This window comes from Thermoanaerobacter sp. X514 (genome assembly GCF_000019065.1).
GTDB classification, from domain to species: domain Bacteria; phylum Bacillota; class Thermoanaerobacteria; order Thermoanaerobacterales; family Thermoanaerobacteraceae; genus Thermoanaerobacter; species Thermoanaerobacter pseudethanolicus.
The window spans coordinates 2,012,626-2,029,866 of record NC_010320.1 but is presented as its reverse complement, the minus strand read 5'-3'; the positions used below and the strand labels follow the sequence as shown (position 1 = coordinate 2,029,866).

Annotated in this window: 16 protein-coding genes; all 16 read left to right on the top strand. The window is 33.3% G+C overall.

Annotated features, from left to right (window positions below):
* Window positions 1-2 precede the first annotated feature (2 nt).
* The 16 genes from yfmH (at window position 3) to ftsA (ending at window position 17,241) form a co-directional block, all read left to right on the top strand.
* The gene (gene yfmH / locus TETH514_RS10135; RefSeq protein ID WP_009052554.1) at window positions 3-1,280 is read left to right on the top strand and encodes an EF-P 5-aminopentanol modification-associated protein YfmH; all 1,278 of its coding nucleotides are present in this window, start codon (window positions 3-5) and stop codon (window positions 1,278-1,280) included.
* Window positions 1,281-1,420: 140 nt separating this feature from the next.
* Window positions 1,421-1,852, top strand: a complete 432-nt coding sequence (gene mraZ / locus TETH514_RS10130) for a division/cell wall cluster transcriptional repressor MraZ (RefSeq protein WP_009052553.1) — start codon at window positions 1,421-1,423, stop codon at window positions 1,850-1,852.
* 12 nt (window positions 1,853-1,864) lie between these two features.
* Window positions 1,865-2,791, top strand: a complete 927-nt coding sequence (gene rsmH / locus TETH514_RS10125) for a 16S rRNA (cytosine(1402)-N(4))-methyltransferase RsmH (RefSeq protein ID WP_003868863.1) — start codon at window positions 1,865-1,867, stop codon at window positions 2,789-2,791.
* Window positions 2,792-2,819: 28 nt separating this feature from the next.
* The gene (gene ftsL, locus TETH514_RS10120) at window positions 2,820-3,263 is read left to right on the top strand and encodes a cell division protein FtsL (protein ID WP_009052552.1); all 444 of its coding nucleotides are present in this window, start codon (window positions 2,820-2,822) and stop codon (window positions 3,261-3,263) included.
* Window positions 3,264-3,275: 12 nt separating this feature from the next.
* Entirely contained in the window at window positions 3,276-5,351 is a 2,076-nt protein-coding gene (locus TETH514_RS10115; RefSeq protein WP_009052551.1) for a stage V sporulation protein D, read from the top strand.
* A gap of 83 nt (window positions 5,352-5,434) precedes the next feature.
* Window positions 5,435-6,886, top strand: a complete 1,452-nt coding sequence (locus TETH514_RS10110) for a UDP-N-acetylmuramoyl-L-alanyl-D-glutamate--2,6-diaminopimelate ligase (RefSeq protein ID WP_009052550.1) — start codon at window positions 5,435-5,437, stop codon at window positions 6,884-6,886.
* The gene (murF, locus tag TETH514_RS10105) at window positions 6,883-8,268 is read left to right on the top strand and encodes a UDP-N-acetylmuramoyl-tripeptide--D-alanyl-D-alanine ligase (RefSeq protein WP_009052549.1); all 1,386 of its coding nucleotides are present in this window, start codon (window positions 6,883-6,885) and stop codon (window positions 8,266-8,268) included. The genes TETH514_RS10110 and murF overlap by 4 nt, the downstream gene beginning before the upstream one ends.
* A 1-nt stretch (window position 8,269) precedes the next feature.
* Entirely contained in the window at window positions 8,270-9,220 is a 951-nt protein-coding gene (gene mraY / locus TETH514_RS10100) for a phospho-N-acetylmuramoyl-pentapeptide-transferase (protein WP_009052548.1), read from the top strand.
* Window positions 9,221-9,232: 12 nt separating this feature from the next.
* Entirely contained in the window at window positions 9,233-10,597 is a 1,365-nt protein-coding gene (gene murD, locus TETH514_RS10095) for a UDP-N-acetylmuramoyl-L-alanine--D-glutamate ligase (protein ID WP_009052547.1), read from the top strand.
* Window positions 10,598-10,601: 4 nt separating this feature from the next.
* A complete protein-coding gene (spoVE, locus tag TETH514_RS10090) occupies window positions 10,602-11,708 on the top strand; it encodes a stage V sporulation protein E (RefSeq protein ID WP_003867927.1) in 1,107 nt (368 codons plus the stop codon).
* 6 nt (window positions 11,709-11,714) lie between these two features.
* On the top strand, window positions 11,715-12,809 hold the full coding sequence (murG, locus tag TETH514_RS10085; protein WP_009052546.1) for an undecaprenyldiphospho-muramoylpentapeptide beta-N-acetylglucosaminyltransferase: 1,095 nt from the start codon (window positions 11,715-11,717) through the stop codon (window positions 12,807-12,809).
* 73 nt (window positions 12,810-12,882) lie between these two features.
* Window positions 12,883-14,136 (top strand): UDP-N-acetylglucosamine 1-carboxyvinyltransferase, encoded by a 1,254-nt coding sequence (murA, locus tag TETH514_RS10080; protein WP_009052545.1) that lies wholly within the window; start codon window positions 12,883-12,885, stop codon window positions 14,134-14,136.
* Between the two features lie 57 nt (window positions 14,137-14,193).
* A complete protein-coding gene (locus tag TETH514_RS10075) occupies window positions 14,194-14,907 on the top strand; it encodes a cell division protein FtsQ/DivIB (RefSeq protein WP_003867930.1) in 714 nt (237 codons plus the stop codon).
* Between the two features lie 15 nt (window positions 14,908-14,922).
* Entirely contained in the window at window positions 14,923-15,645 is a 723-nt protein-coding gene (locus tag TETH514_RS10070) for a DUF881 domain-containing protein (RefSeq protein ID WP_009052544.1), read from the top strand.
* Window positions 15,645-15,989 carry a small basic family protein gene (locus TETH514_RS10065; RefSeq protein WP_009052543.1) on the top strand — a complete coding sequence of 115 codons (345 nt, stop codon included), beginning with the start codon at window positions 15,645-15,647 and terminating at the stop codon, window positions 15,987-15,989. Before TETH514_RS10070 ends, TETH514_RS10065 begins: the two co-directional genes overlap by 1 nt.
* A gap of 25 nt (window positions 15,990-16,014) precedes the next feature.
* The gene (gene ftsA / locus TETH514_RS10060) at window positions 16,015-17,241 is read left to right on the top strand and encodes a cell division protein FtsA (RefSeq protein WP_009052542.1); all 1,227 of its coding nucleotides are present in this window, start codon (window positions 16,015-16,017) and stop codon (window positions 17,239-17,241) included.

Sequence of the window (17,241 nt, the reverse complement as noted above, 5' to 3'; positions counted from 1 at the left end):
TTATGCAGCAGTTGTACAATGAGAGAATAGACGAAAAAATGCTTTTACAAGAATTGGATAATGGCCTAAAAGTGTATATAATGCCGAAAAGAGGTTATACAAAGCAGTTTGCAATATTTGCTACCCATTTTGGTTCTAATGACAGTAAGTTTATCGCTCCAGGGGATACTGATGTAACGGAGGTACCTGATGGGGTTGCACATTTTTTGGAACACAAAATGTTCGAAGAGGAAGAAGGTAGTATTTTTGAGCAGTTTTCAAAATTAGGGGCTTCAGCTAACGCTTACACTAATTTTACTACAACTGCTTATTTATTTGCGAGTACTGAAAACTTCTATGAAAATCTAAAACTTTTAGTAAAGTTTGTACAAAATCCTTATTTTACAGATGAAAATGTGGAAAAAGAAAAGGGAATAATAGCTCAAGAAATAAGGATGTATCAAGATGACCCCAATTGGAAAGTTTATTTTAACGCATTAGAGGCTCTTTATCATGTACATCCAGTTAGAAAGGACATAGCTGGCACAATTGAATCAATTTCTCAGATAAATAAAGAAATTTTATATAAGTGTTATTACACATTTTATCATCCTGAAAATATGGTATTGTTTGCGGTAGGAGACATTGATATAGATAAAACTCTTGACATTATAAAAGAAAATATGAGACAAGATAAAAAACAAGGAAAAATAAAAAGGATATATCCTAAAGAGCCTTTAAGCGTTTATAAAAAAGAAGTTGTACAAGATATGCAAGTATCCATTCCTCTTTTTAATCTAGGTTTTAAAGATACAGATGTGGGTTTTGGGGGAAAGAAATTATTAAAGAAAAATTTAGAGATACAAATAGGTTTGGAAATGGCATTAGGCAGAAGTTCTGACTTGTATGAGAGGCTTTACAATGAAGGGCTTATTGACAGCACTTTTAGCTTTGATTACGGTGGAGAGATAGATTACGGTTATTCTATAATAGGAGGTCAATCTAAAGATCCTTTTAAAGTGAGAGATATCATTTTAAATGCAATAAATAATCTACAATTTTTAAAGGAAGAAGATTTTGAGAGAATAAAGAAAAAATACATAGGAAAATTTTTAAGAACATTTAATTCGGTCGATAGTATAGCTTACAGTTTTATAAACTTTTATATGAAAGAAATAAATTTACTGGATTATTTAGATGTGCTTTACAGTATAAGCTTTGAAGATGTTAGAGAAAGATTTCAAAATCATCTGAGAGAAGAGAATAGTGTACTTTCCGTTGTGAATCCTATAAAAAAATAAAAAAATCAGGCGCAAAGCCTGATTTTTTTATTTTTTTATAAAAATTTAGCAGGATTTTTTAAATTTATATAGAATAACATATTAAGTGGTGTAATGTGGTGGTAAGTGGGAGAATGTGAAATGAAAGTTTGGTGTTTTGTATGTTGATGGGCCAATACGAACACACAATTGATGCAAAGGGAAGAGTCATAATTCCCGCAAAATTCAGAGAAGAACTAGGGGAAAAGTTTGTATTGACTAAAGGTTTGGACAATTGTTTATTTGTATATTCCTTGGAGGAGTGGAAAAATATTGAGGCCAAACTTAAAACTTTGCCACTTACCAAAAAAGACGCAAGAGCATTTACGAGATTTTTCTTAGCTGGAGCTGTGGAATGTGAAATTGATAAACAGGGAAGAATACTTATACCTGCTAATTTAAGAGAGCATGCCAAAATAGAAAAAGATGTTATATTTATTGGAGTTTCTACAAGGGTTGAGATTTGGAGTAAAGAGGTTTGGGAAGAATACTCTAACAATACAGATGTTTCTTTTGAAGAGATTGCTGAGCATCTTGACGACTTAAATATATAGGTGTGATAAAGAATGGAATATAGCCATAAAAGTGTTTTGCTTAAGGAGACAATTGAATATTTAAATATAAAACCAGAGGGAATATATGTAGATGGTACTTTAGGTGGTGGAGGCCATTCTGAAGAAATATTAAAAAGGCTTACCACCGGAAAGTTAATTGCGATAGATAGAGATTTAGATGCGATAAAGGCTAGCAAAGAAAGGCTTAAAAATTACAAAAATGTAGAGTACATAAATGATAATTTTAAAAATATAAAAGAGATACTTAAAAGTTTGAATATTGACAAGGTTGATGGCATCCTTTTGGATTTGGGGGTATCTTCTTATCAATTAGAAGAAGTTAAACGGGGTTTTTCTTATATGAAAGATGCTCCGATGGATATGAGAATGGACAAAAATTCACCTTTTTCTGCCTATGATGTGGTGAACAAGTATTCACAGCAAGAATTAGAAAGAGTGATAAGAGAATATGGAGAAGAGAAATGGGCATCACGTATTGCTAAATTTATTGTAAAAGAAAGAGAAAAAGGAGAAATAAAAACTACTTTTCAGTTAGTAGAGATTATAAAAAACGCTATTCCTGCCTCTGCCAGGAGAGAAGGACCACATCCAGCAAAAAGAACATTTCAAGCCATACGAATAGAAGTCAATGAAGAACTTAAAGGTTTAGATAAGGCGATTGAGGATATGGTAGAGGTATTACGGGGGAAAGGGCGCATTGCGATAATCACATTTCACTCTTTGGAAGATAGAATTGTGAAGAATACTTTTAAAAAATTAGAAAATCCCTGCACTTGTCCACCTAATATGCCATGTACTTGTGGTAAAAAACCGGTAGTGAAGATTATAACAAAAAAACCGGTACTACCTTCCAAAGAGGAAATAGAAACAAATTCCAGGTCCCGTAGTGCAAAACTTAGAGTTGCGGAAAAACTGTAAGTTCTAAAAGAAATGGAGGTAGAATAAATTGATAGTAGCACAAAGAGAATATAATTACGAGTATCCCCCATATACCTCAGAAAAGAAAGAGCAAGTAAGAAAAACTAAAAAAAATGCGAAATTAAAGAATTTACTTTTGGTGTTTTTTATAAGTTCTCTAAGCATTTTGATACTTTACAGGTATACTGTAATTTATCAAAGGTCAATTGCTTTAGACAAAATGGAAAAACAAGTACAATATGCAGAAAATTTAAATCAACAATTAAAAGCCCAAATTGCTTCTTTAACCAATCCCGCTCGAATTGAAGAGATTGCAAAAGAAAAATTAGGAATGCAATTGCCAGAAGAAAATCAGATAGTCTACATAAATGTGGGAGAAAAGCCTAAAGTAGCTGAAGAGAAAAAAGGTGAAGAGAAATCACAAGATAAAAGTAACTTTTTTATGAGGATATTGGGGGTGTTGAATAGATAGGGGGGATAATAAATATATCCAACCATATCTGTAAAGAGAAGAATTCTTTTTTTACTTTTTTTATCTTCTATAGTAGTTTTTGGACTTATACTCAGACTTTTTTGGATACAGGTAGTAAAAAGTGAAGATTATCAAAAGATGGCACTTCCTCAATGGACTTTAGAAGTATCTGTTAGTGGTAAAAGGGGAAATATATTTGATAGAAATGGCAAAGTATTAGCAGAAAATATAAGTGTTAATAAAATAAGTGTTATCCCTAAAGAAATACCTGATTCTCAAAGAGAAGCAGTAGCTGAAGCTTTAGCCCAAATATTAAATTTAGATAAAGGAAAAGTTCTTCAAAAGATTTCTAATAAAAACTTACAAGAAGTGTTAATTGCTAAACAAGTTGATGACGAAAAGGTAGCAGAGATAAGAAAGCTTAATATAGATGGAATAATAATTTCTGAGGACATGAAAAGATTCTATCCCAATAATACTCTTGCATCACATGTCTTGGGTTTTACTGGAATTGACAACCAGGGTTTAGATGGCGTTGAATTAGCATTTGACAACTTTTTAAGAGGTATTCCGGGAAGAATTTTTACTCCAATGGATGCTATAGGTAGAAAGATGGATGTGGGAGAGGAAGAGTATTTTGAACCTCTTCCAGGTTATAACGTAGTGCTTACAATAGATGAAACTATTCAGCATTTTGCAGAAAAGGCTCTTAACCAAGCGATGGTTCATTCTAAGCCTTCAAAAGGAGCAGTAGCCATTGTTATGGACCCCAAAACAGGGGAAATATTGGCTTTGGCTAATAGACCAAATTTTAATCCTAATAATCCTTTTGAAGGACCGCAGGAAGAATGGTATAAAGTTTGGCGAAATAAAGCTATTTCTGATTCTTATGAACCTGGTTCTGTTTTTAAGACAATTACTGCTTCTGCAGCTTTAGAAGAAAAACTTGTAGGTCTTAATGAACAGTTTTATTGTCCGGGCTATACTATAGTTTCTGGACATAGAATAAATTGCTGGGCTACCCATGGCAGTGAAAATTTTGTTCAAGGTGTTCAAAATTCTTGCAACGCAGTTTTTGTGACGTTAGGACAAAGGCTAGGAGTAGAAAAACTCTATAAATACATACATGATTTTGGATTTGGACAAAGGACAGGAATACTTCTTCCTGGTGAAGCTCCAGGTCTTGTATTGGCAGAAAGTAGTGTTGGGCCTGTTGAGTTAGCCACTAATTCTTTTGGGCAAGGTATTGCTGTGACGCCTCTTCAGATGATTACTGCTGTCTCCGCAATAGCCAATGGAGGAAAATTGATGCAACCTCTAATTGTGAAATCAATTGTAGATTCAAATGGAAAAGTAGTGAAGGAATTTAAACCAAAAGTAGTGAGGCAAGTCATTTCTGAACAGACCTCTTCTACAATGAGAGAAATACTAAAAAGTGTAGTGTCAGAGGGAACAGGCAAAGCAGGATATATTGAAGGATTTGATGTAGCTGGAAAGACTGGTACTACAGAAAAATATATGCCAGGCAAATATGTGGCATCTTTTATAGGTTTTGCACCAGCGGAGGATCCAAAAGTTATTGTGTTGGTGGTAATAGATGAGCCTAATAATCCGGAAACCCATTTTGGAAGCCAATTGGCTGCACCTGTAGTAAAGAGTATTTTAGAAGATACCTTAAGATATTTGGAAGTACAGCCAAGAGGAATAGAAAAACCTGCATCAGTTGTAGTACCGGATGTGAGGAATATGAAACTTTATGAAGCAGAAAACATTATTTTATCGAATAAGCTTAACTTTATTATAGAAGGAAATGGAGATACTGTTTTTGACCAAATGCCTAAACCAGGAGCAATTGTAGAAGAAAACACACAAGTTATTTTGTACTTAAATGCTGAAAAAATACAAGAGGTAGTAGTTCCTGATTTAACTGGTAAAAGCGTAAAAGAAGCTACAGAAATTTTAAATTCTTTGGGGCTTAAAATAAGAATAAAAGGCAGCGGTTTTGCTGTGAATCAAAGTCCGAAAGAAGGCACGATTTTGAAAAAAGGCGAAACTGTAGAAGTGGAGTTTAGGCCTAAGGAAAAATAAACTTCCTCTATGCAAAATCTATAATTGTGCTATACTATTTAGTGGTGGTATGCTTTTTAGATATTTTTGTGAGGAGGCCTAACATGAAACTAATAGATATTTTGAAGGGTGTTAAGTGCGAGATAAAAGGAGATCCTAATATAGACATCAGTGGGGTGTGTTACGATTCCCGTAAAGCCAAAAAGAAATATTTATTTATTGCTATAAAAGGGTTTAAAACCGATGGTATTTTCTATGTGGAAGAGGCTATTAAAAATGGGGCAGTTGCAGTGGTAGCAGATAGGGAAATAAAAGAATATCCTGGCATTACAACAGTATTAGTAGAAGATGCTCGAGCTACCATGGCAAAAATAGCTTCTAATTTTTACAATAACCCCACCAGCAAACTTACTTTAATTGGTGTAACAGGAACAAATGGCAAAACCTCTGTTACTTATATGCTAAAAGCGATTTTAGAAAGGCAAAATAATAAAGTGGGCCTGGTGGGGACTATACAAAATATGATAGGGGATGAAGTGATACCTTCTGTACATACCACACCTGAATCGTTAGATTTGCAGGAGCTTTTTAGCATTATGGTGAACAAAGGTGTTAAGTATGTAGTTATGGAGGTATCGTCCCATTCTTTAGCATTAAATAGAGTAGACGAATGTGAATTTGATATAGCAATTTTTACCAACTTATCCCAGGACCATTTAGATTTTCACCAGAACATGGAAGAGTATGCTAAGACAAAGAGTAAGTTATTCAAGATGGCAAAGAGGGCGTCGGTTATCAATATAGATGATAAATACTCTTCTATGATGATTGAGAGTTCTAAAGCAAAGGTTTTGACTTATGGTATAGAAGATTTTGCTTATGTTATGGCAAAGGATATTAGGAATAGTTTAGATGGTGTAAAGTTTAAAGTTCAGATTGAAGATAAAAAAGAAGAGATGTCATTGAAAATTCCTGGTTTGTTTAATGTCTACAATGCTTTAGCTGCTATTACAGTGGCTGATTTTCTTGGTATTTCTTTGCGAAGTGTGAGAGAGGCTTTAAGTCAAGTTACAGTAAAAGGTCGATTTGAACCGGTGGAGACAGGAAAAGACTTTTATGTGTTCATAGATTATGCCCATACTCCTGACGGAATACAGAATATAATGGAAGCCTTGAAGGAATATAAAACTGGGAGAAAAATACTTCTTTTTGGTGCTGGAGGAGATAGGGATAAAACTAAAAGGCCTTTGATGGGAGAAGTTGCAGGAAAATATGCAGATTTTTGCATTTTGACATCAGACAATCCTCGTTCGGAGGACCCAAGAGAAATAATTTCACAAATTGAGGAAGGCATAAAAAAGACTAATTGCCCTTATGTTGTAATAGAAAATAGAAAAGAAGCGATAAGATACGCTCTGACTAATGCTCAAAAAGACGATGTAATAATATTAGCAGGCAAAGGCCACGAAACTTATCAAATTATAGGAAATAAGGTTATTCCCTTTGATGAGAGAGAAATAGTTAAAGAAATTTTGTCTGAAGGTGGTAATAAATGATGGAACTTTTAATAGATGAAATTGTAAGAGCCACAGAGGGAAAATTGATAAAAGGAAATTTAAAGGACAAAGTAATGGGAATTTCGACTGATTCGAGAAAAGTCAAAAAAGATGAATTATTTATCCCTTTGAAAGGGGAAAAATACGATGGAGAAGATTTCGTAAAAGATGCAATAGACAAAGGTGCTAGTGCAGTTATTACTGCGAGGTTGGATAATGTAGAATGTTTGAAAGATTTTTCAGTTAATGTCATTTACGTTAATGAGACTTTAGAAGCTTTGCATAAAATTGCTTCTTATTATAGAAAAAAATTCAATATTCCCTTTATTGCTGTGACAGGTAGCAGTGGAAAAACTACTACTAAAGATATGATTGCACAAATATTGTCTAAAAAGTATAAAGTTTTGAAAACAGAGGGAAATTTTAATAATGAAATTGGCTTGCCATTGACAATTTTTAATTTGGAAGATACTCATCAGATTGCGGTAGTGGAAATGGGAATGAATGGTTTTGGAGAAATTAGGAGGTTAAAGAATATTGCAGAGCCTCAAGTAGCAGTTTTTACAAATATAGGAGTTGCTCATATCGAAAAATTAGGCTCAAGAGAAAATATATTAAAAGCAAAAACTGAGTTAATTGAAAATTTTAAAGAGGAAAATGTGATTGTATTAAATGCAGATGATGATATGCTATCAAAAATTCCTCTGCAGTATTCAAGTAAGTATTACAGATATGGTATAAAAAGTGGAGAAATTAAAGCTTGCGATATAGAAAAAGAAGAAAAAGATATAAAATATACTTTAAAATATAAAAATTTGGCGAAAGAAATAAAGCTTTCGGTTCCTGGTATTCACAATGTGTACAATTCTCTTGCTGCAATTTGTGTTGGATTAGAGTTTGGTATTAATGTAGAGGACATGGCAGAGGCTTTAAAAGATTTTCAACCAGGCAAAATGAGACTTAATATAATAAAAATAGGTGATATAAAAATTATTGACGATGTATATAATGCTAATCCGGATTCTATGAAAGCAGCTTTAAGCGTATTAAGGGATTTACCTGCTAAGAGAAAAATAGCAGTTTTAGGAGATATGCTGGAATTAGGTGAGTATGCAGTAGAAGCCCACAAAGAAATAGGAAAATTGGTGGCAGATAGCCATATAGATATTTTGATAACCTCTGGTGATATGTCGAAATATATTGCAGAAGAATCCAAGGTTTGTGGGATGAAAGAGAATAATATTTTTGTTTGTAACACTAATAAAGAGGTTAATGAAATTTTGAAAGATATTATCAAAGAAGGGGATTCAATTTTAGTAAAAGGTTCAAGAGGTATGAAAATGGAACAAATAGTACAATTTTTACAGGAGAGGGTAAAGTAAAATGTTACAAAAGATAATTTTGGCTACAGTTGTTGCTTTTGTGCTAAGCTTGGCCTCTGGTCCTCTTTTTATACCTTATCTTAGAAAATTAAAATTTGGGCAAAAAGTAAGGGAAGATGGGCCTAAAAGCCACATAAAAAAATCTGGAACCCCTACAATGGGGGGAATAATGTTTATTACAGCCACAGTTATTTCTACTTTAATTTTTTCTCATTGGAATAAATATTTGGCTATTTTGTTATTAGGTTTTTTGGGATATGGTTTAATAGGATTTGCAGATGATTTTCTAAAGGTTTATTTTAAAAGGCCTTTAGGTTTAAAAGCGAGAGAAAAACTTATTGGACAGTTTTTACTTGCGATAATCATTTCATATTTTGCTCAAGAATATGTAGGAACAGAAGTGATTTTTCCTTTTTTAAAAACTACTATTGACCTTGGCAATTTTTATATTCCTTTTATAGTTTTTGTGATTGTAGGAACAGTAAACAGCGTAAACTTGACAGATGGGCTTGATGGATTAGCAGCAGGTGTATCTTTTATTGTTATGGCTTTTTTCACTATGACAGCTTTATTTTTAAATAATATAACTTATGGAGCGTTCAGTGCCGCTTTGACAGGAGGATTGCTAGGATTTTTGAGGTATAACCGTCATCCTGCGGAAATTTTTATGGGAGATACTGGTTCCTTAGCTATTGGAGGAGCTATAGCTACTGCCGCGGTTTTGACTAAATTGCCTTTGATTTTGCCCTTGATAGGTATTATTTATGTGGCTGAAGCTTTTTCAGTGATTATTCAGGTATTGTCTTTTAAATTGTTTGGTAAAAGAGTTTTTAAAATGAGTCCTTTACACCATCATTTTGAACTGTCAGGATGGCAAGAACAAAATGTAGTCTACGCTTTTTGGATTGTTACTTTAATTGCGATGTTTTTATCTTTTTATAGTTTAAGCTAAGGAGTGCAAATTATGGAACTAAAGGGTAAAAAAGTTCTTGTGGCAGGTTTAGGAGTTAGCGGAATAGCTTTGTGTAAAGTGTTGGACAGCTTGAAGGCGAAAGTAATAGCTTATGATGAAAAAGAATATGATGTATTAAAAGAAAATTTAGAAGAAATTAAAAGTTTGTCCATAGATTTTAGGTTTGGTAAATTCAAAAAGGAATTTTTAGAAGGTGTGGATTTGATTGTTTTAAGTCCAGGTGTTCCTATTGATTCGGATATAGTAAAAACAGCACAAGAAAAGAAAATTGAATTATTGGGAGAAGTGGAGTTTGCATATAGGTTTTCTAAAGCTCCTATTTATGCAATTACAGGTACAAATGGCAAGACAACTACTACTTCTTTATTAGGAGAAATGTTTAAAAATACGGGGAGAAAAGTATATGTTGCTGGGAATATTGGTTATCCACTTATTTATGCTGTCATGGAAGCGGCAGAAGATGATTTTATCGTAGCAGAGATTAGTAGCTTTCAATTAGAGACTATAAAAGAGTTTAAACCTAAAATAAGCTGTATAATAAATATTACTCCTGATCATTTAGACAGACATAAAACCTTTGAAAATTATAGGGATATAAAAGGAAGAATTTTTGAAAATCAACGAGAAGATGAATATACTGTTCTCAATTACGATGACCCTGTTACTTGGAGTCTAAAAAATAAGGCTAAATGCAGAGTTTTTCCTTTTAGTAGAAAAAGTTTATTAGAAAATGGGGCATATATAAAAGATGGAAGTATTTATATAAGTGTTAATGGAAATGCTGAAAAAATTATTGACATAGAGGAAATTTATATTCCTGGAGAACACAATTTAGAGAATGCATTGGCCGCTTCTTCAGTAGCATATCTTTCAGGGATTAGTGCAGATGTTATTGCAAATACTTTAAAGACTTTTAAAGGTGTAGAACATAGGATTGAGTTTGTTGATGAAATAAATGGTGTAAAATTTTATAACGATTCTAAAGGGACTAACCCAGACGCTTCAATTAAAGCAATACAGGCCTTAAAAACCCCTATAGTTTTAATTGCTGGTGGTTATGATAAAGGTAGTGAATTTGATGAGTTTGTAAAAGCCTTTAATGGGAAAGTAAAGAAATTGATTTTGATAGGGCAAACTGCAAAAAAAATCAGAGATACTGCAAGGAAGTATTCTTATCCTGAAGATGACATACTTTTTGCTGGTACCTTAGAAGAAGCTGTTAAAAAAGCTTATGAAAGTGCGAAAGAGGGAGATAGTGTACTTTTATCACCAGCTTGTGCCAGTTGGGATATGTTTAGGAATTTTGAGGAGAGGGGAAGAATCTTTAAAAAGGCAGTGGCAGAGTTGAGGAGGTAAAATAATGAAAAAAAAGTACCCTGTGGATTATGGCATTTTACTCACAGTTTTAATACTAGTCTCCATTGGTGTAATTATGGTCTTTAGTGCTAGTTCTGCCAGTGCTGAGTATATGTATAATGACCCTTATTATTTTTTAAAAAGGCAATTGTTATGGGTAATATTGGGTTTTTTTGCTATGGTTTTTATGATGAATTTTGATTACACTATTTTAAAAAAGTTAGCTGGTCCTTTACTTATTATTTCGATTGGATTGCTTATTGCAGTCTTGATTCCTGGAATAGGAGTTGAAAGGTATAATGCAACCAGATGGATAGGAGTTGGAAGCTTTACAATACAGCCTTCTGAAGTGGCAAAATATGCTCTTATTATATACTTGGCAAAATATTTTGACAAACATCCTGATTATGCAAAGAGTTTCAAAAAAGGAGTTATGCCTGTCTTAGGATTGGCAGGATTGTTTTTTGGTCTTATAATGTTACAGCCTAATTTTAGTACAGCTGGTATTATATTTATTGTGGCTGTAATAATTCTCTTTGTAGCAGGTGCTAAATTATCTTTTATGGGAGCTTTATTTGGAGCAGGAATTGGGGCAGCGGTCGTTGTTTTTTCATCTTTTGAGTATATACGGGAAAGGGTATTTACATTTTTAAATCCGTGGCAGGATATTCAAAAATCTGGGTATCAAATCGTACAATCCCTTTATGCATTAGGTTCTGGAGGACTGTTTGGAGTTGGACTTGGAGGAAGCAGGCAAAAACTTATGTATCTGCCTATGCCTCACAATGATTTTATATTTTCCATAATTGGAGAAGAATTAGGACTTGTTGGTACAGTCACTATACTTTTGATGTTTTTATACCTTATTTTGCGAGGTTTGAGAGTGGCAGCAAAAGCTCCAGATATGTTTGGATGCCTTTTAGCTACAGGAATTACAAGTCTTATAGGAGTGCAGACACTTATAAATGTTGCGGTTGCAACTTCTTCTATGCCACCTACAGGGGTGTCTCTTCCTTTTATAAGTTATGGAGGTACTTCTACAGTTATTATGATGGCAGGAGTAGGAATACTATTAAATATTTCACGATATGCAAATTTAGATAGGAGTTGATGATAATTGAAATATTTGTTTGCAGGTGGAGGTACTGGAGGACATATTTATCCTGCCATAGCCATTGCTAAGGAAATATTAAAAAATGAAAAAAATGCTCAAATTTTATTTGTAGGTACAAAAAAAGGTTTAGAAAATGAGTTAGTACCAAGAGAAGGTTTTGAATTAAAGACGATTACTGTGCAAGGATTTAAAAGGAAATTATCATTGGATACGTTAAAAACTATTTATAAAGCAATGGTGGGTCTTAAGGAAGCAAATAATATTTTAAATGAATTTAAACCAGATGTAGTAATTGGAACAGGGGGATATGTTTGCGGTCCTGTTTTAATGATGGCGGCTTTAAAAGGGATACCTACTTTGATTCATGAACAAAATGCTTTTCCAGGCCTTACAAATAAGGTACTATCACGATTTGTGAAAGTAGTAGCGGTAAGTTTTGAAGAATCAGTTAAATATTTTAAAAATAAAGAAAAAGTTGTGGTAACAGGTAATCCAATTAGAAGAGAATTGCTAAAAGTTACTAAAGAGGAAGGTTTAAAAAATTTGGGTTTTTATTCTGATAAACCTTTAATAGTATCAGTAGGGGGAAGTAGAGGAGCAGAAAAAATAAATTTTACAATGGTAGAATTTTTAAAGCAAAAGGATAAAAACTTGCAAGTTTTAATAATTACAGGAGCTAATCAATATGAAAAAGTGTTGGAAAAAGTTAAAACTGAAACTATAGACATAGATGAAACAGTTAAAATAATTCCTTATTGTCACAATATGCAGGATGTATATGCTGCCGCAGATATTATAATCTGTAGGGCTGGGGCTATTACTTTGGCAGAAATTACTGCAAAAGGTGTTGCTTCTATTTTGATTCCTTCTCCTTATGTTGCTAATAATCACCAAGAGTATAACGCCCGGGTGTTAGAAAAAGCCGGAGCTTCTTATGTTATTTTAGAAAAGGATTTGACAGCAGAAAAATTATACAAAAAAATCAAATATCTTTTGGATAATCCTCAAGTACTTTCAAAAATGAGAGATAATGCCCAAAAAATTTCTAAAATTGATGCTGCGGAGAAAATATACAAGCTTATAAAAAGCATAACTTAATACCCTATGTAACACCCCATCTTATTTATGCATAGTATATGGTGTAAGCTGTATTAAATTTAGGGGTGATAAGATGGGGAAATTTAAAATTAATGGAGGGAACAGGCTGTATGGTGAGTTAAAGGTAAATGGCGCTAAAAATTCTGTTTTACCCATCCTTGCAGCATCAATTTTAAATGAAGGGATTTCTGTAATACATGATTGTCCTAAATTAAAAGATGTTTATTCAATGATAGAAATTTTAGAACATTTAGGTTGTAAGGTAACTTTTAAAGGCAGAGACATTATTGTAGATGCAAGGGATGTAAAAGATAGTGAAATACCTGATAGCTTAATGAGAACCATGAGGTCATCTATATTTTTGATGGGGGCTTTAATATCAAGAAACAAAAAAGCTTTGATGAGTTTTCCAGGAGGTTGTGATATAGGACACAGACCTATAGATTTACACCTTAAGGGTTTGAGAAGATTAGGAGTTAAAGTGGAAGAATCTTATGGATATATTAAATGTGAAGGTGGGAAGATAAGAGGAAATGAAATTCACTTAGACCTTCCTAGTGTAGGAGCCACAGAAAATATCATGTTGGCGGGAGTTTTTGCAGAAGGCGTCACCATCATTAGAAATGCAGCAAAAGAACCGGAAATAGAAGACTTGCAGAATTTTTTAAACTCTATGGGGGCTAAAATATCAGGAGCTGGTACTAACACGATTATCATAGAAGGAGTAAAAAGATTGCATGATGCGGAATACACCATAATTTCAGATAGAATTGTTGCGGGTACTTATCTTTGTGCTGCGGCGATGACACGAGGAGAATTAACAGTAGTAAATGCTTTAAAAGAACATTTAGAACCATTGTTGTCAAAATTGAGAGAAACGGGATGCGAAATACATGCTGGAAATGATTATATAAAAATTATATGCGATAAGCGCCCCAAAGCAGTAGATATGATTGTTACATTGCCATACCCTGGCTTTCCCACAGATTTACAGCCCCAGATGGTTTCGGTTTTATCTGTAGCAGATGGGACATCTATTGTTACAGAAACAATATTTGATAATAGATTTAAATACACAGAAGAACTTATACGAATGGGAGCAGATATAAAAGTGGAGGGAAGAGTAGCGGTAATACGTGGTGTTGAGAAGCTAATGGGTGCAAAAGTAGTAGCAAGAGATTTAAGGGGAGGAGCTGCTTTGATTATTGCAGGTTTGGGGGCAGAAGGTACTACAATAGTAGATGAAGCAGAACACATTGATAGAGGATATGAATCAATCGAAAAGGCTTTAAAAAGTGTGGGAGGGGATATTGTAAGAATAATGTAAAACAGCGTCATGCTGTTTTACATATGCAAAAGAAAAGTACAAGCAGGGGATGGTTTAATGGTTGAAAGTGCTTTTAAGAAGCGGTTTTTAATATTTATGTTTGTGACGCTAGTATTTATAGTTTTGCTTTACCTTTTTATGTTTCAATCAAATTATTTTGAGATTAAAACCATAAAAGTTGTAGGCAATCAAATTTTATCTTATAATGATATTAAAGAGTTAGCTATGATTGATTATGGAATGAATATTTTTAAAGTTAATCCTAAAAAAATAGAAAGTAATTTACTTGCTAACCCCTATATAAGGGAGAGCAAAGTAAAAATTCAATACCCTGACACTGTAGAAATATTTATAAAAGAAAGGCGAATAGTTGCACAAGTCAAATATCAAAAAGACTATTTAATGATAGATAAAGAAGGAGTAGTAATAAAAAAGGAGAATTATAACCCTAAACTTCCTGTTATAGAAGGAATAAAAGTTGAGAAATATCAAATTGGCAAAAAGTTGAATGATATTTTTGAAAAAAGTTATTTAGGAACGCTTTTAGAACTTATAGAAGGTACAGATTTTTATTCTGTTATAAAATATATGAATGAAAAACAAATTATTTTAGTTACAAAAAATGGCATAGAGATATCTTTTGACAATCCTTTGGATATTAATTATTCTTTCAAATTTGCCGAATTAATATTAAAAGATTTAGCTAAAAAAGGGTATCATAAAGGTACAATTCAAATTATTGGAGACAGTAATCCGGTATTTATACCATAGAGGATGGGGGTACTTATGAAAAAAAGTGTATATATTTCCGTAGCTTTAGTTTCAATAGTATTAGGAATAATGCTTTCTACTCAATTTAAAATAGTAAAAAAAAGCGGTATAGTTACTGTGCAGAGAGCAGAAGAATTGGCAACTCAATTAAAGGAACTGCAGTCGGAAAAAGATGCTTTTCTAAAACAGATTAGTGATTTAGAAGCAAAAATAAATGCTTATGAAGATTCTGCCTCAAAGAATAGCGTGATTATTCAGACTTTGAAAAATGATGTAGAAAAATATAAAGGTTTAGCAGGACTGACTGACCTTCAAGGTCCAGGAGTAATTGTAACTATAAATGATAGCAAACAAGCTGTTCCGCCGGGACAAGACCCTAATTTATTTTTGGTTCACGATGAGGACTTGTTGCGAGTTGTAAATGAGCTAAGAGCGGCAGGAGCGGAGGCCATATCTTTAAATGACCAAAGATTAATTGCTACTTCAGAAATTAGGTGTGTTGGCCCTACAGTAAATGTAAATTCTGTGCGTTTTTCTGCGCCGTATGTCATAAAAGCTATTGGAGACCCTGATACGTTAGAGGCTGCTCTTAAGCTAAAAGGTGGAGTAGTAGATACTTTAGCTACTTGGGGAATAGAGGTAAATATCAAAAAATCGGACAAGATATTGATTAAAAAATATGACGGAGTGATAAAGTTTAGATATGCAAAACCTTTAGTTGAAGGAGAGAATAGCTAATGGCTTATATTATAATAATTAGTTTATTAATAGGAATAGTGATAGGTTTTATTTTGCCAATTAATATCCCCAGCACTTATGTTTCTTATTTATCTGTTGCTATTCTTGCAGCGTTGGATTCAGTTTTTGGTGGTATTAGAGCTAGTCTTGAAGAGAAGTTTGACAATCTTATTTTTATAACTGGTTTTTTTGGCAATGCGATATTGGCAGGAGGCCTTGCTTATATTGGGGATGTATTAGGAGTTCCCATTTATCTTGCGGCAATTTTTGTATTTGGAAGCAGGCTATTTGTCAATTTTGCATATATAAGGAGATATCTGATAGACAAGATGCGGAGAAGATAGCAGTCTCCTGAAGGAGGATTTGATAATGGGTGATTTAATAGTTGGTTTAGACATTGGTACATCTAAAGTATGTACAATTATTGGAGAAGGGGATAAAAACGGAGAACTGCATATTGTTGGGATTGGCTATTATCCTTGTAATGGGGTAAAAAAAGGAGTTATTGTAGATATAGATGAAACTGCCTATTCTATAAAAAAGTCTGTAGAGCAAGCGGAAAGAATGGCCAACCAAAAAATATCCTCTGTGTATTTGAAAATATATGGGGGATTGACGACAATATATAAAAACAATGGAGTAGTAGCAGTATCGAGAGAAGATAGAGAAATAACAAAACAAGACGTAGATAGAGTTTTACAAGCTGCTAAAATTATTGCCATTCCTTCTGATAAAGAAATTATCGATGTTATACCATTAGAATATATTGTGGATGGGTATGGGGAAATAAAAGACCCTGTTGGAATGGCAGGTATAAGGTTAGAGGTAAATGCTGCTATAGTAACAGGAAGTGTTACCGCTATTCAAAATATGGAAAAGTGCGTTAAAAAAGCAGGGTTAGAGGTAGAAGGAATAATTGTAGGCCCTTTAGCTACGGGAGAAGCAGTACTTTTAAAAGATGAAAAAGAGTTGGGAGTTGCATTAATTGATGTGGGTGCAGGAGTGACGGATATTTCTGTTTTTAAAGATGGCAACATTATTTATTCTTCTATGATAGCAGTGGGAGGATGGCATATCACAAACGATTTGTCTGTAGGGTTAAAGATTTCTTTTGAAGAAGCCGAAAATATAAAGAAGAGATATGGAACTCTAGAAAAATTACCTCCTGAAAAACTGGAACCAATTAAAATTGCAAGTCTAGCAGGTAAAAACAAATCAACTACAGATGTAAATGAAATATCTGATATAATAGAAGCAAGGGTTTCTGAACTTTTAATGCTTGTGTACGAGAGATTAAAAGAAGCGAAGGTTCTGGAAGACATTGTTACAAATGTTGTTATAACAGGTGGAGGTATTTCCTTCTTAAAAGGCAACATAGAGTTGGCACAAAAAATTTTTAATAGAAACATTCGTATTGGTTCTCCGCAAAATATCGGAGTAGCAACTCCTATTTACTCGGCAGGGACAGGAGTGGTAAAATATGTATATAACAATAAGAGGTTTATGCATAATGTCCAACCGACTGATAAAAAAGAGAAAAAGAGTTCTAAATTAGTTGACAAGCTCAAGGAAATATTTAGCGATTTTTGGGCGTAA

Excerpts from the sequence above, each read along its gene's own strand:
- yfmH (WP_009052554.1), top strand. The coding sequence starts at position 3 with ATGCAGCAGTTGTACAATGAGAGAATAGACGAAAAAATGCTTTTACAA.
- mraZ (WP_009052553.1), top strand. The coding sequence starts at position 1,421 with ATGTTGATGGGCCAATACGAACACACAATTGATGCAAAGGGAAGAGTC.
- rsmH (WP_003868863.1), top strand. The coding sequence starts at position 1,865 with ATGGAATATAGCCATAAAAGTGTTTTGCTTAAGGAGACAATTGAATAT.
- TETH514_RS10110 (WP_009052550.1), top strand. The coding sequence starts at position 5,435 with ATGAAACTAATAGATATTTTGAAGGGTGTTAAGTGCGAGATAAAAGGA.
- murF (WP_009052549.1), top strand. The coding sequence starts at position 6,883 with ATGATGGAACTTTTAATAGATGAAATTGTAAGAGCCACAGAGGGAAAA.
- mraY (WP_009052548.1), top strand. The coding sequence starts at position 8,270 with ATGTTACAAAAGATAATTTTGGCTACAGTTGTTGCTTTTGTGCTAAGC.
- murD (WP_009052547.1), top strand. The coding sequence starts at position 9,233 with ATGGAACTAAAGGGTAAAAAAGTTCTTGTGGCAGGTTTAGGAGTTAGC.
- spoVE (WP_003867927.1), top strand. The coding sequence starts at position 10,602 with ATGAAAAAAAAGTACCCTGTGGATTATGGCATTTTACTCACAGTTTTA.
- murA (WP_009052545.1), top strand. The coding sequence starts at position 12,883 with ATGGGGAAATTTAAAATTAATGGAGGGAACAGGCTGTATGGTGAGTTA.
- TETH514_RS10075 (WP_003867930.1), top strand. The coding sequence starts at position 14,194 with ATGGTTGAAAGTGCTTTTAAGAAGCGGTTTTTAATATTTATGTTTGTG.
- TETH514_RS10070 (WP_009052544.1), top strand. The coding sequence starts at position 14,923 with ATGAAAAAAAGTGTATATATTTCCGTAGCTTTAGTTTCAATAGTATTA.
- TETH514_RS10065 (WP_009052543.1), top strand. The coding sequence starts at position 15,645 with ATGGCTTATATTATAATAATTAGTTTATTAATAGGAATAGTGATAGGT.
- ftsA (WP_009052542.1), top strand. The coding sequence starts at position 16,015 with ATGGGTGATTTAATAGTTGGTTTAGACATTGGTACATCTAAAGTATGT.